This is a genomic window from Hymenobacter psoromatis, from assembly GCA_001596155.1.
GTDB lineage: Bacteria > Bacteroidota > Bacteroidia > Cytophagales > Hymenobacteraceae > Hymenobacter.
This window is the reverse complement of sequence record CP014771.1, coordinates 5,104,984-5,119,766: the sequence shown is the minus strand read 5'-3', so window position 1 is coordinate 5,119,766 and position 14,783 is coordinate 5,104,984. Positions and strand designations below refer to the sequence as shown.

General features: G+C 63.1%; 15 protein-coding genes and 1 pseudogene. All 16 read right to left on the bottom strand.

From position 1 onward, the window contains the following. Positions 1–59: 59 nt before the first annotated feature. Positions 60–2,432, bottom strand: coding sequence for a phosphoketolase (locus tag A0257_21745; GenBank protein ID AMR29902.1), 2,373 nt, complete (start codon positions 2,430–2,432; stop codon positions 60–62). A gap of 184 nt (positions 2,433–2,616) precedes the next feature. After that, complete coding sequence (locus A0257_21740) at positions 2,617–3,876, bottom strand: acetate kinase (protein AMR29457.1); 1,260 nt, start codon at positions 3,874–3,876, stop codon at positions 2,617–2,619. Positions 3,877–3,993: 117 nt separating this feature from the next. Next, on the bottom strand, positions 3,994–4,635 hold the full coding sequence (locus A0257_21735) for a hydrolase (GenBank protein ID AMR29456.1): 642 nt from the start codon (positions 4,633–4,635) through the stop codon (positions 3,994–3,996). A 15-nt stretch (positions 4,636–4,650) separates the two neighbouring features. Further along, on the bottom strand, positions 4,651–4,944 hold the full coding sequence (locus A0257_21730) for a hypothetical protein (protein ID AMR29455.1): 294 nt from the start codon (positions 4,942–4,944) through the stop codon (positions 4,651–4,653). Between the two features lie 41 nt (positions 4,945–4,985). Then, positions 4,986–5,738: a short-chain dehydrogenase gene (locus A0257_21725; protein AMR29901.1), complete on the bottom strand. Its 753-nt coding sequence runs from the start codon at positions 5,736–5,738 to the stop codon at positions 4,986–4,988. Between the two features lie 295 nt (positions 5,739–6,033). Continuing rightward, positions 6,034–6,630 (bottom strand): cyclic nucleotide-binding protein, encoded by a 597-nt coding sequence (locus A0257_21720; GenBank protein AMR29454.1) that lies wholly within the window; start codon positions 6,628–6,630, stop codon positions 6,034–6,036. Positions 6,631–6,727: 97 nt separating this feature from the next. Next, on the bottom strand, positions 6,728–7,702 hold the full coding sequence (locus tag A0257_21715; protein AMR29453.1) for a hypothetical protein: 975 nt from the start codon (positions 7,700–7,702) through the stop codon (positions 6,728–6,730). Positions 7,703–8,010: 308 nt separating this feature from the next. After that, on the bottom strand, positions 8,011–8,487 hold the full coding sequence (locus A0257_21710; protein ID AMR29452.1) for a hypothetical protein: 477 nt from the start codon (positions 8,485–8,487) through the stop codon (positions 8,011–8,013). Positions 8,488–8,852: 365 nt separating this feature from the next. Continuing rightward, complete coding sequence (locus A0257_21705) at positions 8,853–9,842, bottom strand: hypothetical protein (GenBank protein AMR29451.1); 990 nt, start codon at positions 9,840–9,842, stop codon at positions 8,853–8,855. 414 nt (positions 9,843–10,256) lie between these two features. Continuing rightward, the gene (locus tag A0257_21700; protein ID AMR29450.1) at positions 10,257–10,490 is read right to left on the bottom strand and encodes a hypothetical protein; all 234 of its coding nucleotides are present in this window, start codon (positions 10,488–10,490) and stop codon (positions 10,257–10,259) included. Between the two features lie 275 nt (positions 10,491–10,765). After that, positions 10,766–11,632: pseudogene (locus A0257_21695) on the bottom strand (hypothetical protein). A 40-nt stretch (positions 11,633–11,672) separates the two neighbouring features. Next, on the bottom strand, positions 11,673–12,176 hold the full coding sequence (locus A0257_21690; protein AMR29449.1) for a hypothetical protein: 504 nt from the start codon (positions 12,174–12,176) through the stop codon (positions 11,673–11,675). A 101-nt stretch (positions 12,177–12,277) separates the two neighbouring features. Beyond that, positions 12,278–12,463: a hypothetical protein gene (locus tag A0257_21685; GenBank protein AMR29448.1), complete on the bottom strand. Its 186-nt coding sequence runs from the start codon at positions 12,461–12,463 to the stop codon at positions 12,278–12,280. Between the two features lie 641 nt (positions 12,464–13,104). Next, positions 13,105–13,455 (bottom strand): hypothetical protein, encoded by a 351-nt coding sequence (locus A0257_21680; protein ID AMR29447.1) that lies wholly within the window; start codon positions 13,453–13,455, stop codon positions 13,105–13,107. Positions 13,456–13,491: 36 nt separating this feature from the next. Next, positions 13,492–13,719, bottom strand: coding sequence for a hypothetical protein (locus A0257_21675; GenBank protein ID AMR29446.1), 228 nt, complete (start codon positions 13,717–13,719; stop codon positions 13,492–13,494). 207 nt (positions 13,720–13,926) lie between these two features. Continuing rightward, the gene (locus tag A0257_21670; GenBank protein AMR29445.1) at positions 13,927–14,772 is read right to left on the bottom strand and encodes a hypothetical protein; all 846 of its coding nucleotides are present in this window, start codon (positions 14,770–14,772) and stop codon (positions 13,927–13,929) included. Positions 14,773–14,783 lie beyond the last annotated feature (11 nt).

Here is a 14,783-nt window from a genome sequence, read left to right as displayed (position 1 = left end):
TCGACAGGCTCAGCATGACCGGCGTTTTTAGTCGTTTCTTCCGTTTAACAATCAGCCGCTTACGATTTCCATTTCCACTCGCGGATTTCGGGCATATCCTCGCCGTGCAGGTCGATGTAGAGTTTGTGCGCGATGAGCTTGTCCCGCATCAGCTGTTGCAAATAGGCTCCCTTGCTGCCGGGGTTGGGCAGGTAATCCAACACGCTCTGCACCAGGTGGTAGCGGTCGATTCTATTCTGCACCCGCATATCGAAAGGCGTGGTGATGGTGCCTTCTTCGATATAGCCGCGCACGTGCAGGTGGCGGTTGGTGCGGCGGTAGGTGAGCTGATGCACCAGCGTGGGGTAGCCGTGGAAGCCGAAAACGATGGGGCTGTTTTTCGTGAAAAGCGAGTCGTACTCAGCTTCGTCCAGGCCGTGCGGGTGCTCGCTGGCCGACTGAAGCTTCATCAAATCGACCACGTTGATGACCCGGATTTTCAGCTCGGGCAGGTGTTCGCGCAGGATGGAGGTGGCGGCCAGTACTTCCAGCATGGGCGTGTCGCCGCAGCCGGCCAGCACCACGTCGGGCTCCGGCACGTCCTGGTCGTTGCTGGCCCACTGCCAGATGCCGATACCGGTCGTGCAATGCACCACGGCCTCGTTCATGGTCAGCCACTGGGGTAGGGGGTGCTTGCCGGCCACCACCACGTTCACGAGGTTGCGGGTGCGCAGGCAGTGGTCCATCACCGAGAGCAGGCAGTTGGCATCGGGCGGCAGGTACACCCGCACGATGTCGGCTTTTTTGTTGATGACGTGGTTCAGAAAACCGGGGTCTTGGTGCGTGAAGCCGTTGTGGTCCTGCTGCCACACGTGCGAGGCCAGGATGTAGTTGAGCGAGGCAATGGGCCGCCGCCAGGGTATTTCCTTGGTCACTTTCAGCCACTTGGCGTGCTGGCTGAACATGGAATCCACGATGCGCACGAACGCCTCGTAGCAGTTGAACACCCCGTGCCGGCCCGTGAGCAGGTAGCCTTCGAGCCAGCCCTCGCACTGGTGCTCGCTGAGCATGCCGTCGAACACGTTGCCGATGGGGGCCAGGAACTCGTCGCCGGGCACCGTGCGGGCATCCCACTGCCGGTTGGTTACGTCGAACACCGCCCCCAGCAGATTGGAAATAGTTTCATCGGGGCCGAAAACCCGGAAGTTGGGCCGCTCCTGGTTGAGCCGGATAACGTCGCGCAGGAAGGGCCCGAGCACCATCGTATCCTGGGCAGCCACGGCCCCCGGCGCGGGCACCTGCACGGCGTAGTCGCAGAAATCGGGTAGCAGCAGGTCGCGCAGAAACAGGCCGCCGTTGGCGTGGGGGTTGGCCCCCATGCGGTGGAGGCCGGTAGGGGCCAGCGCGGCCAGCTCGGGCCGCAGGCGGCCGGCTTCGTCAAACAGCTCCTCGGGGCGGTAGCTTTTCAGCCAGGCTTCGAGCTGCGCCACGTGGTCCGGGTGCTGGGCATCGACGAGCAGCGGCACCTGGTGCGAGCGGAAAGTGCCTTCTATGCGCAGGCCATCCACTACTTTGGGTCCCGTCCAGCCCTTGGGCGAGCGCAGCACAATCATCGGCCAGCGCGGGCGGGGGGCGTTATCATCCAGCAGCGCCGCTTCGCGGATGCGCTGGATTTCGGCCACTACTTGGTCCAAAGTGGCGGCCATGAGCTGGTGCATGGTGGCCGGGTCGTCGCCCTCCACGAAGTAGGGCACCCAGCCGCAGCCCCGGAAAAACTGGTCCAGCTCATCGGGTTCGATGCGGGCCAGCACCGTGGGGTTGGAAATCTTGTAGCCGTTGAGGTGCAGAATGGGCAGCACCGTGCCGTCGGTACGGGCGTTGAGAAACTTGGTCGATTGCCAGGCCGTGGCCAGCGGGCCGGTTTCGGCTTCGCCATCGCCCACCACGCAAGCCGCGATGAGGCCGGGGTTATCAAACACCGCCCCGAAGGCGTGGCTGAGCGAGTAGCCCAGCTCGCCGCCCTCGTGAATGGAGCCCGGCGTGGTGGGGGCCACGTGGCTGGAAATGCCCCCCGGCCACGAAAACTGGGTAAAAAACTTCTTCAGCCCCGCCTCGTCCTGCGTTATTTCGGGGTACACCTCGGTCCAGGTGCCCTCCAGGTACACGTTGCCCACGATGGCGGGCCCGCCGTGCCCCGGCCCCGCCACGTAGAACATGTTCAGGTCGTTCTTCTTGATAACCCGGTTCAGGTGGGCGTAGATGAAGTTCTGGCCCGGCGTGGTGCCCCAGTGGCCCACCACCAGCGGCTTGACGTGCGAAAGCTTCAGCGGCTCCTTCAGCAGCGGGTTGTCAAACAGGTATATCTGGCCCACCGACAGATAGTTGGCGGCCCGCCAGTAGGCATTGATGAGGGTGGCTTCGGCCGCCGTCAGCGGCGTGGCCGCCGGGCGCACGGCCGGCGGGGCGAGGGTGTTGGTTTCCATAAGGGCTTGGTTTAAAAGGCTTTGTCTTTATCACTGACGTTACGCACGGCTTCTCGCCCTCCGCGGGCACCTCACCCCCTAGCCCCCTCTCCAAAAGAGAGGGGGAACTAGTTTTTAGTCTTAGTATCTAGAAATTAGCTTTTTAGAACTAGAGCTAGTCCCCCCTCTCTTTTGGAGAGGGGGCTAGGGGGTGAGGCGCAACGCGGAGGGCGGTTTTTTCTTCACCAGTCAGCAAAAGCTGCTGGACGAGTTGCGCCATCTGGCGCTCCTCATTAGTAGGAATAATGCGGACGGTGACGCGGCTGGCGGCGCTGGAAATCACGGCCGCGTGGGTGGCATTAAGGGCCGCGTCGAGTTCGAGGCCCAGAAACCCCAGCCCCGCGCAAATGCGGGCGCGCACCTCGGCCGCGTGTTCGCCTACCCCCCCCGCAAACACCAGCGTATCGAGGCCGCCGAGCACGGCCGCGTAGGCCCCCACCCACTTGCGGGCCTGGTAGCAAAACAGCGCCACCGCGTCGGCGGCCCGCGCGTCGGTGGCCTGGGCGGCCAGCAAATCCTGCATATCGGAGCTGGTTTCCGACACGCCCAGCAGGCCGCTCTCGTGGTTGATGAGGTGGTTGAACTGCTCGGGCGTGAGGTGCTCGGCCTGGAAGAGGTAGGCGGCCACGCCGGGGTCGAGGTCGCCGGGGCGGGTGCCCATTACCAGGCCGGCGGCGGGCGTAAAGCCCATGCTCGTATCCTGGCTCTGGCCGCCTAGCACGGCGGCCAGGCTGGCCCCGCTGCCCAAATGCGCCAGAATAACCCGTCCCTGCGCCGCCGCCGGCCCCGCCTGCCGGCCCAGCTCCTCGAGCAAATAGGCGTAGGAAATACCGTGGAATCCGTAGCGCCGCAGCCCCTGCGCCGCGAAGCGGCGCGGGATGGGTAGCAGCTGCGCCACGCGCGGCATATGCTGGTGAAAGGCCGTGTCGAAGCACGCCACCTGCCGCAGTTGCGGCTGACGCGCGTGCATCGCTTCCATCAGGGCAATTTCGCCGGGCAGGTGGTCGGGGTCGTCGGCTGTCAGCTGGCGCAGGTCGGCCAGCAGCGCGGGGGTAACGAGTTCCGGGTCCAAGTGCCGAGGGCCGCCGTACACGACCCGGTGCCCCACGGCCGCCAGGGCAGCGAATACCGCGCGTTGGTCCAGCCAATCAAGCAGGAAGCTGGCGGCGGCGGCCGGGTCGGGCGCGTTGGCCGGGCTGGTGGTGGGCGACGCCACCGGCCCTTCGCTAAACGTGAGTTGGGTGCCGGGCAGACCAATGCGGTCGAGGTGACCGTGCAGCCCGCATCGCGGCACTTCGCCCGGCTCGTACACGGCAAACTTGATGCTGGACGAGCCGCCGTTGAGGACTAGAATAAGGTCAGCAGCGGCGGCCATGTGGGAGGAGCATTAGAAGTAGGGTGCGGGGTAGCGACCCGGTAGGGCTTGCCCCCGCCCGTCGTTGTTATAGTTCAAACGCGCCGTTCAACGACGGGCGGGGGCAAGCCCCGCACCCTACACCGTCAGGCCAAAAGCGGCCAGCTGGGTGCAGGTGGAAAGGTAGTCTTTATGGCAAATCCCCTGAATACCCAGACTGGCGGCCACGCTGATGAAAATGGGCTGGTCATCCAGATACAGCACTTGCGCGGCCGGCACCTGCGCCAGGTCGAGCGCCAGGCGGAAGATGTTAACATCGGGCTTGCTGAGGCCCACGAACGACGAGGACACAAAAAAATCCGCGAATCCGGCCAGCCCGAATGTGTCAATGCGGTGCGCGTTCAGCTCGCGGCCCTCGTTGCTGACCACGGCGATTTTGAGGTGGTGGCGGGCTTTGAGCTGCGGTATCAGCGCCAGCATCTCGGGGAAGGGTAGGGATTGGGCAAACATACATTCCCGAAAATCAGCCTCGCTAAACGACCGGGGCTGGTAGAAAACCACCTGCCGGAGGTAGTCGGCCAGGCTGAGCCGGCCCAGCTCGTAGGTGCTGAACACCACGTGGTGGCGCTGCTCCATTTCGGCCGCGTCCAGCCCGAAGGTTTTGGCCGCCAGCTGCCGCGAGGCGTGGCCCCAGCCGGGGCTGAGTAGCACGCCCCCGACGTCCACGAAGAGCGTAGTGATGGGTAGCGCGCGCGCCGGGGGAAGTGAAGAATCAGTCATTGGGAGGGGCGTGGGCTAGCTGCTGGCGGTGGTGGTCTTAGCTATCGGGCGGGTGGCGGGCTTAGGGGCCACCTTGCCACCCACGCGCCGGCTGGCCTTGCGGAGCCCCGGCGGAACGGTGCTGGGGGTGGTCACTTTATCGGCCTTGGGCTGTTTGGCCAGGAGCTTGGCAAACTTCCGGGCTATTTTTTTGGCGGCGCGGGCCACGGTTTTATGCAGCTTTTTCCGGTGCTGCTCGTTCAGGCCCAGCAGGTTGGCCTGGATATTTTCAACCAGGATGGTCCGCAGGTGGGATTCGGATTTTTTCATTAGAGAAGAAGGTTGAAAAAGAAGCAGGGGGTAGGGCACGCTTATTTAGCCAGGTAGCCGCCATCGACGGGGTAGTAAGCGCCGGTGACGAACGAGGCTTTGTCGGTGCTGAGCCAGATGACCAGCTCGGCCACTTCCTCAGAGCGACCCAGGCGGCCGATGGGATGCAGCGCCACCAGCGCCTGCTTGGTTTGGCCCGAGAAGTCACTGAGCAAAGGCGTATCGATGTAGCCCGGCCCCACCGCGTTGATGCGAATGCCCTTGGCGGCGTATTCGATGGCGGCCGTCTGGGTGAGGCCCACGATGCCGTGCTTGCCCGCCACGTAGCCCGCCAGCGTGGGCGTGCCCACCTGCCCCAGAATGGACGACATATTGACTACCGCGCCGTGGCCCTGCTTCAGCATCACTTCCAGCTCGTATTTAAGACAGTAGAACACGCTGTTAAGATTCACATTAATAATCTGTTGCCAGCCTTCGACTGAGTAGTCGGCGGTCAGGCTCAGCTCGCCGATGATGCCGGCGTTGTTGCAGGCCACGTCGAGCGCGCCGAAGGCAGCCACGGTTGCCTGCACCAGCTGGTGGCACTGGGCGGGGTCGCTCACGTCGGCTTTATAAAACCGGCCCTCGGCCCCAGCAGCCTTCAGCTCGGTTACTACCTGCTGGCCCTGTTTCTCGTCGATGTCCGATACCATGACCTTGGCCCCGTGCTGCCCGTAGAGCAACGCCACCGCCCGGCCGATGCCCGACGCCGCCCCGGTAACCAGGGCCGTTTTTCCTTGCAAATCCTTATCCATAATGCCGGTATTCTTAGCTGCCAAAGCCACTCCCGGCCCAGCCAGGGATGGGTAGTAAGCTGGGCATAAAGGTCCGGGGCCGGGCTTGGCCAGGCCCTGACAACAATTGGCTGATTGGCTGATTTTTGTCAGGTTACGCAGTGGGTGGCGCTGGCTGACCCAGCCAAAAACCCCGGCTTCCGCTAACGAAAAACCGGGGTTTTGGCAATTAGCTGGGACTACCTACTCGGTGCCGTGCTCTTGCGGGCGTGGGTGCAGGGGCAAAACGGACCGGGCCGCCCCCTCGCGCCCAGCGTTAAGCATCTGCCTCGGGCAGCCGGCCCAGGTGCTTGCGCACGCGGCTCAGCGACTGCGGGGTGATGCCCAGGTAGGAGGCCAGGTAGTGCAGGGGCACGCGATTGGCCAGGCCCGGAAATTTTTCCAGGAAGCTTTGGTACCTGGTCGCGGCATCCTCGTGCCCCATTGGGCTGAGGCGGTTTACTTTTTCCAGCAGGGCCCGCGTGGTGATGTTGCGCTCCATCGCGGGCCAGCCCACGATGGTGTGGCCCAGCGCCTGCCAGTCGCGGGCCGCAAATACCAGCATCGTGGCCGGGGTCACGGCCTGCACATACTCGGTGGCGGGCAGCTGATACTGGTAGCTGTTCAGGTCCACCACAAACCAGTTTTCCTCCAAAAAATACTTCGTGATTTCAGTGCCGTCCTTGTCGAAGTAGCACACCCGAAAGATGCCCTCCACGATGAAGCCGATTTCTTTCGCCACCCGGCCCGCCTCGCTGAAATACGCGCCGGTTGGGTAATGCCTTTCCACGGCTTTGCTACCAATTAGCGCGAGTTGTTGGGGCGTGAAGTGGGCGAATTGCAGCAGGAAGTTTTCCAGCGAAGGGTAACTCATTACGAGGAGCGGTGGCGGATAAAGGAAAGGAATAAAAGCGTGGTCCGGAGCGCCCGGCCAACTGGCCGGGCGCTTCTCAAAAACCCGGCCCGGCCCGCTAGCTGCGCTGGCCAGCCAGCGCCGGCACCGGTTGCCCGGCCAGCAGCTTTTCGGTGCCGGCCCACAGCTCGGCTTGCAGCTGGGGCTGGCGCGATAGCTCCGACGAGGGCACCGCCCGGCGGCCCTCGAAGTACTGGCCCGTGATGCCCGCCACGGCCGGGTCGGTGGCCAGCCAGGCCAGGTTAGCGCCCGAGGTTTCGGGCGAGTTCACGCCGGGAAAGAGGCGTAGCACGGGCAGCACATTTTTCCAGGCCCAGAGCGCCGCGCCCTGGTTGGCCCGGCCCAGGCCGGTGCCGGGCATCAGGCCGGGGTCGAAGGCGGTGATGGTGATGTGCGAGCCAGCGGCCCGCAGGCGGCGGTCCAGCTCGTACATAAACAGCAGCAGGCAGAGCTTGGAGGTGGAGTAGCGGAACATGTTGGCTTTGGCGCTGGCCGGCTCCAGGCCGGCGGGCACCGCCCCGCGCGACAAGGGCCCCGCGCCCAGGTACTGCGCGGGCGGCATCCCAAACAGCGCGGCCGTCCACACGCGGGGCGCGTCGAAGTGGGTGCCGCTGTCCGTCAGCACGATGCGGCCGGCGGGCTCCAGCGCGGGCCGCAGCAGCTCCACGAGCAGGAAGTGGGCCAGGTAATTCACGCCAAACGTCCGCTCGAAGCCATCGGTGGTGCAAAACTCGCCTTCGGCAAACTGAATGCCCGCGTTGCAGAGCAGCGTGGTCAGGGGGGGTAGGGTGCCGTCGTGCAGCCGGCCGAGCAGGTCGTCGGCGAAGTGCCGCACGCTGTCCAGGGCGTTCATATCGAGCGGCAGGATGGTGATGCGGCCCGTGGCACCCAGGCCGGCCGCCGCCTTTTCGGCTACTTGCCGCGAGCGGGTCGCCCACACCAGGTGGGCATCGGGGATAGTGGCCAGGATGCAGCGGCTGGCGACGAGGCCGAGGCCCGTGTGGCCGCCGGTAATGACAATGGAATGGTTCATGGGAAAAGGAATGAGTGAATGACTGCGCAAAGGTCCCCCTGGAAAAAAGGGCAATGCTGAACATTTGGTAAGAACGCAGCCTGCCTAAAAAACCCTTTCCTTTTTTCTCTTGCACGTCACTTCGGAAAGCGCGGGGCGTTGCCCTGCTTTAAAGTTCGCCGTTAATGCATAACAAGCTATAGACAAGCCTACTATGCGGCATCTACAGGCCCAAGCTCCCGTCGGGGACGCTGCAAGCGGCGTGGACTACCCGCTCCTCCGGCGCGTAGCCCGTTGCTCCACCGGCGGTGGCGGCCCCGGCCGGCCGTTCAGGTGCTCAGAATCTGCTCCGTTAAGTGGGCGTACTGCTCGTCGGCCCATTTGGCCTCGTCCAGGCTGGCTTGCATATCCTGTTCGAGCTGGTGCCGGCCGGCATGCGCGGCGTAGGCGCGCAACGTCCCGAAAAATGCCATCCAGTAGTGCAGCGCCCGCTGGCCGGACCCAATAATGCTGAGGTCCCGCGTGGCGTCGTCCGTGGCGAAGCCGCGCAGACGCTTATCCACTTCGTAATGCGCTTGCACGGCGTGATTTACCGGGGCCGCCGCGCCGCCCGTTTCGGCCAGCGCCCGGTCAATGCGCACCGCCCACTGCCGCGCGGTTTCGGTGCCCTGGTCGAGGGCCTCCTGGAGCTGCGGGTGGTAAGCATCGTGCCGGATTTCGGCGGCCGCGGCGGCCGCGATGTTGCTGCCCGTTTTCATAGCGGCCAGGTTGAAGGTGATGAGCTGCGTGAGCTGTTCGGGTGTCATAACAAGGATATGGGTTGAGGAAAATACGGGGCGTGGGGAGCGGGTCGGCCGCGCCAGGTTAGCTCGGAGTGCTCTCAGCAAACGGAGTTATTGCAGTGGTCTGGTGGGAGAACGCCGCGAAAAAAAGTCCTAAGCCGCCGCTGTTTCCGGGGCAGCGGCAACCCTTGATTTATCGATTTAAACCTGCATCATTCCGCCATCTAAGTATCCGTTGCTAATTAGTTTGCTATAAAAGAACGTCATGCTGAGCTTGCCGAAGCATCTCTACCACGAGAGTAATCTCAACGTTTAGAGTGAGTTACGCAGTAGAGATGCTTCGACAAGCTCAGCATGACCGTCTACTTTACCATGAACTGTGTTAGAATTTAAGAGGCCTGGGCCAGTTTCGAGCAAAAATCAGCTTGGTAGGGCACACCCGATTTGATAATAGCAAAGGCCTGCTTGAGGAGTTTGTTGCAGACGGCAATCAGGGCTAGTTTCTTGTTCTTGCCTTTGGCCACTAGGCGGTCAAAAAGGGCCGCACAAGCCACGTTCGTTTTCTTGGCCGAAAAGCTGCACATAAAGAGCTTGCCGCGAATCAGCCCCCCACCCATTTTGGTGATGCGCACCTTCCCGCGGATACTCGTGCCCGAGGTATGCTCGCGGGGGGAGAGACCGGCTAAGGCAATGACTTGCCGGTAGTTATCGAAGTGAGTGAAGCCGCCGACAAAGAGCAGTAGCATGCCCGCTGTTTTGCGCCCAATGCCAGGAATGGAGCACAACAGCGTCATTTCCTGCGCAAAGCGCCGTTCTAACAGGGCCAGTAGTTCGGCCTCTACCGCTTCCACTTGCTGCGTTAAGGTCTTGAGCAGCTGCTGAAGCCGTTTCAAAGCGAGTTTGCTCACAATAGGTTGGTGCTGTAAGGCTTCCAACGAGTTGCTAATCATCACTTTTTGCTTGAGTAACTGCTCATTGACCTGTTCTAGGTGCCGGCACTCGACCAGGACCGCTTCGTCCGGCTGCCAGACTTTCAACGGCTGTTGCTGACCATAGCGCAACAACCACTGCGCATCTTTGCGCTCGCTTTTGCCCTTACCTAAGTGCAGTTGAATGAAGCGTCTAATTACCAGCGGATTGAGCACGGCCACCTGTCCGCCCTGTTCATGCAGGTAGTAAGCCAGGGCCAGATTATAGGTGCCCGTGGCTTCCATCACAAACTGGCACTGCCCGCCGCACGCCTTCACTAGCTGCTGAAAGCCCGCTTTGGTATTGCTGACTTCCAGGTGCTTAATCTGGTCATTTACTTGATAACAGACGGCCAGCGTGGCTTTGCTCACGTCCAGGCCGACAACGGGTAACGAAGAGGCGATAACCATTAAGTACAGCAGTAAAAGAGTGGAGAAAAAGTAGTAAAAAAGGACTTCTAGGGTGTCTTTTACTATCCTGATACAGGCTCGGTGGCCTACTGGAACTGTCCAAAGTGACCCTAAAAAAGAGCGGGGATTGTCATGTTAAACGGGCTCCAACGCCCCATAAGATTAGAATCTTATTCCGCTCCTTTCCTTTCATTGGCCCAAATTAGAGGGCGTACCTGAACATAGGATAAAGTATTTGCCAACGGGTACTTACGAAGAGTTCAATTATGGAATCTACTGCCGTTTGTGGCATTATTTGCATATCATTCCGCCATCTACGAAGAGTTCAATTCCGTTCACATAGCTGGAATCGCTGGAAGCCAGGAACAGGGCGACGTAGGCAATCTCCTCCTTCGCCCTGTTCGCCGCCCGGAATTAAGGCCGTTTTTCCCGCTTGACCGTCTCGTAGAGGCGGTCCAGGTTGGCCGAATCGCCCTGCACGCCGGTCACGTTGCGGCCAATGGTCCGCACGGCTTCATCGAGCTTCTCCTGCCGGCGGCCCGTGATAAAGACGTAAGCGCCTTCCTCCACAAATAAGTTGGCAGTGGCCAGGGCCATGCCCGACGTGCCGCCGGTGATGACAGCCACTTTGCCGGTGAGCTTTCCCATGTTGTTGCGTTATTAGGTTAGATGAGGCCGGTTTTGTGCGGAGGGTTTTTCTTCCAAGGGGCGGCTGGATTCGGCCAGGGGCCAGCGCCTGCTTGCTACCCCCTGCCCCGCGTTTTGCCAGTCGGCTTCCCGGCAAGAATTCCCTGGGTGATTTCCGTTTACTAAGCGGACTCCATTTCCAGCACAATTTTGCCGTGGGTTTTGGGGGCGGCGCGCGGCGGGCCGGCGGCGGGGGTCGCGGCGGGGCTTGGCTGATGGTCGGCACTGTCGGCCCAGGCTTGGGCAGCTTGCGCCAGCGGATAGATGCGGGCGACATCAAATTTGAGCTTGCCGGCATCCAGCTGCCGGGCCACGCGCACCAGGTCCTCGGCCGAGGGCTTCATGCCAAACATCACGCCGTGGATGCCGTGCCTGGCCGCTTCTTCCGGGGACGGCGGCTGGCTGGTGGCCACCAGGTAGCCACCTTTTTTGAGCACGCCGAAGGAGCGCTGCTGCGTGTCGCCGCCCACCAGGTCGAACACCACGTCCACGTCTTTCACTACCGTCTCGAAAGGGGTAGCGTGGTAATCAAGCACTTCATCGGCCCCCAGCGAACGCACGAAATCCAGGTCTTTGGCGGCGGCGGTGGCGATGACGTGCGCCCCCAGCTGGTGGGCAAACTGCACCGCGTAGGCCCCCACCGCGCCCGCCCCGCCGTGGATGAGCACAGTCTGGCCGGCTTGCAGGTGGCCGCCCCGCGTCAGCCCCTGCCAGGCCGTGAGCGCCCCCACGGGCACCGAGGCGGCTTCCACAAAGGAGAGCGTGGCCGGCTTGGGGGCCACGGCATCGGCCGGGGCGACCAAATACTCGGCGTAGGCCCCGCCGGCCGCGCTGGTGCCGTACACCTCCTGGCCCGGCTTGACCGTGGTCACGCCCGCGCCCACGGCCTCGACCGTGCCGGCGAAGTCGTTGCCCGGCGTCCAGGGCAGCGCGAGCGGAAACAGTTGCTGCATGGCACCGGAGGCAATTTTCGCGTCGAGGGGATTGACGGCGGCGGCTCGCACGCGCACCAGCACCTGGCCCGGCCCCGCCTGGGGGGTAGGGATTTGCGCGTACCGCAGCTGGTCGGCCGCGCCGTAGTGGGGCAATTGAATGGCTTCCATGAGAAGTTTTTGAAGAGAAATAAGGAAATAAGAAAGGGTCTTAACGGCGTAGGTCCGCGTCGTTGTGCTCCCAGCCCGCGCCGACTTCGCAGCTCCAGTAGTGGTTGAACAACAGCCGCATGGCCCGCTCGTCGGGCTTGGGAAATGATTCGGGCGGCAGCTCCCGAATGTTCGTCGCCTGCCCCAGGTACTTCACCGGCTGTTCGGGGCCGCCGGGGGTGTAGCCGTTGAGCACCCGGCATTCGCTCGTGACCTCGAACGCATGGTCATTGCCGCGGGCAATCCACACGTAGTCGCCCGCCTTGCCATGCACGGGCTTCCCGGCGATGGTCAGCTCCAGGGTTCCTTCAAAAATATAGAACCATTCGTCATTATAGTTATGCACGTGCGCCGGCACTTTGATGCCTTGACGCATCCGCTGCTCGACGAGCGAAAAACTGCCGCCCGTCTGCTCCCCTTCGGCGAGCATGAGCCAGAGCGTATCGAACAACCAAAAAGCGGGGGCCGTATCGGAATTGGCTATGAACGGAACATTGGGGAGCATTTGCTGAGGCATGTGACAAAAAGTTGAGTGAGAAATAGGTATGCTTTCCTTATTTGATGCTGCTCGCCCCAAACGGAGAGAGTTTGCTGGGCGACTGCCGGTCAGGCTGGGCGGGGCGGCCGATTTTTCTCTACTTCCCGCACACTGTACTGGGTTAGAAATTTCGTCAACCCGGCTACTTTATCGGCCGGCGTGGCGTAGTTGCCCAGGGCGGCGTAGGGAGGGGCCGTGGCCGCGTGGGTGGTCAGCACGGCCGAGGGGCTCCAGGCGGGCGGAGCCAGGGCCATCGTCTCCGGGCTGTACGAGTCGATGAAGGACATTCCCCTAACCCGCTCCTGCCCGTAGAGCTTCGCCAGAATCTCGACCTGCCAGGGAGGCGGTAGCGGCGCCTCGGCCATCGTGGGGAGGCGGCGGGATGGCCGGGGTAGGAATGGCCGGGGCGGCCGGGGTTTTGGGGCTCATGCCGGAGTTTGCTGATTTCGTTCACTGCCCCCGGTGGTTTCCGGGCAGCGGCGAGGGGTGCAAGCGGTAAGGCCGCCGCCAACTGCCACCCGGCAAAACGGGACAGCAGCGAGGCGGCGGCCCCCACAAAACTGGCCCCGGAGACCAGTCTACCGACCAGAAAACCACTGGCAAAGGACCAGGCGGCACGCCCGCGATGAGCCGTAAAACGTCAGCCCTCCGCCCGATTTTCGTCATAGGCCGGGACGACTTGGGCGAGGAGCGGCAGGCTAAAGCTGGCATTTGCCTGGCCTACATATTATATTAATAATTAACTAATTATTAGTATTTTACGCAATGAGAGATGCTAGCTAACCCACCCAAAACCCCGGCTTTGGCTGGCGGGAAACCGGGGTTTTTGGCCGCCGGCTGGGGCGGCTTGCTCGGTGCCGTGCTCTTCAGGGTGGCTCTGGCGGGCGTGGGTGGCTCAGTTGCTGGCGACGGGTGGCAGGGTTAATTTGCTCCTTATCAGCGCTATGGTGGCGGCGCTGCCGGGCATCCCGGCCTGCCGCCACAGCTCCACGCCGTGCCGTATCAGCACCCAGGCCGGCAGGCCCCGGCCATCGAAACTGCGCACCACGGCGGGGTGAGTGGCCTCGTCCACGCGCAACACCCGGATGGCCGCGCCCAGCTGCTGCTGCAAGGTGTGCAGCGTGGCGCTGGTCGCCACGAGCGCGGCCCCCGACGGGGCGGGCGGCAGCAACACCAGCAGCACGGCGGCTTCGGGCGAACGGGTGAGCGGCATGGGCGAGCGGGTCAATAAAATGCTGGGGTTCAAAAAATAGCTCCGGCTCCCGGTTCGCTGCCTGGCTTTTTAATGAGCCGGCGGCGGCTGGTCGGCGTGGCGGCTGAGCAATTGCTTCAACTTGTCGAGATAAGCCACCGCCAACAGCAGCGTCCGGCGTCGCTCCTCCATCTCATCTTTAGAAAGCACCTTGTCTTCGATGGCGGACAAGCCGGACCAACGCTGCTCGGCCTGGGTCAGGGTGGCGCTTAGTTGCTGATTGTAGTTGCCCAGCACGGCTAATAGTAACTTACTCATAGGTGGAGGAAAAAGAATTAGCGATAACTACTAGCGAAACTACCGGCTCCACACGGGCGCGGGCATGACATCCGCCAGGTGGCGGGCTGACATTTGTCAGGTGCGCCCCGGGCCGGGCGCGGGTAACGGGGGCCGGCAGGAGAAATTTCTGACCCGGCTTGCAGAAGAGAAATCTGAAACAAAAAAAATAGCGACGGCCCCTACCCCCTACCCCGCCGCCGGCAGCAGCAACACCGGCACCCAGGTGTGGCGCAGCACCGCCGCCGTGACGCTGCGGTGAAACTGCTTGCCCCGAATGCTGCGCGGCCGGGCAATGAGCACCAGCATATCGGCCCGCGTATCGGCCAGGGCTTGCAGGATGCCGGGGGCCGGGGCCGCGTCGGCCACCTCGTATAGCTCCAGCGGCGTGCCGGGGGGTAGGAGCTTGCTGGCCCGCACATCGGCCAGCGCGTGCTGGCCCGAAGTGCCCAGCAGCGCGCTGTGCTGGTCGATGTGGGCCACGATGTAAGTCGCTGCCCACGAGCCCAGTAGCTGGCCCAGGTTGCGGCAAGCCGCCGCCAGGCCAAAGTGCTCGCCATCCACGGCTACCAGCACCCGGCGCGGGGCGGGCGGCACTGCCGCCACCGCCGGCGCGGCGGCGGGCACCAGCAGCACCGGCCGCCCGGTGGCCCGCAACACGGGCAGCACCTGGGTGCGCAGCAGTTCATCGAGCAGGTGCTGCCTGGGACCCAGACCCATCGCCACCAGCAGCGGCTGGTAGCGGTTGGCGGCAGCGGCCACGTCGTCTTCCAGCTGCCCGCCCGCTTCGGCCACCTCGGCGGGCACGGGCAGGCGGCGGGCCAGGGCGCGCAGCGCGGCCAGGGTTTGGACCTCGTTGCGGCTGGGCAGCGCTGCTTCTTCGCCCATTGATTTTGGCTCGGGCAGCGGGGCGCAGAGGCCGCAGTGCAGCAGCGCCAGGCGCAGGCCCAGCGGCTGGCCCAGGGCGGCGGCGTAGCGCGCCATGTGAGGGGCGGCTTCCGGCACATTAGCCAGCACGAGCAGGGAAGGATTCATAACTCAGAAAG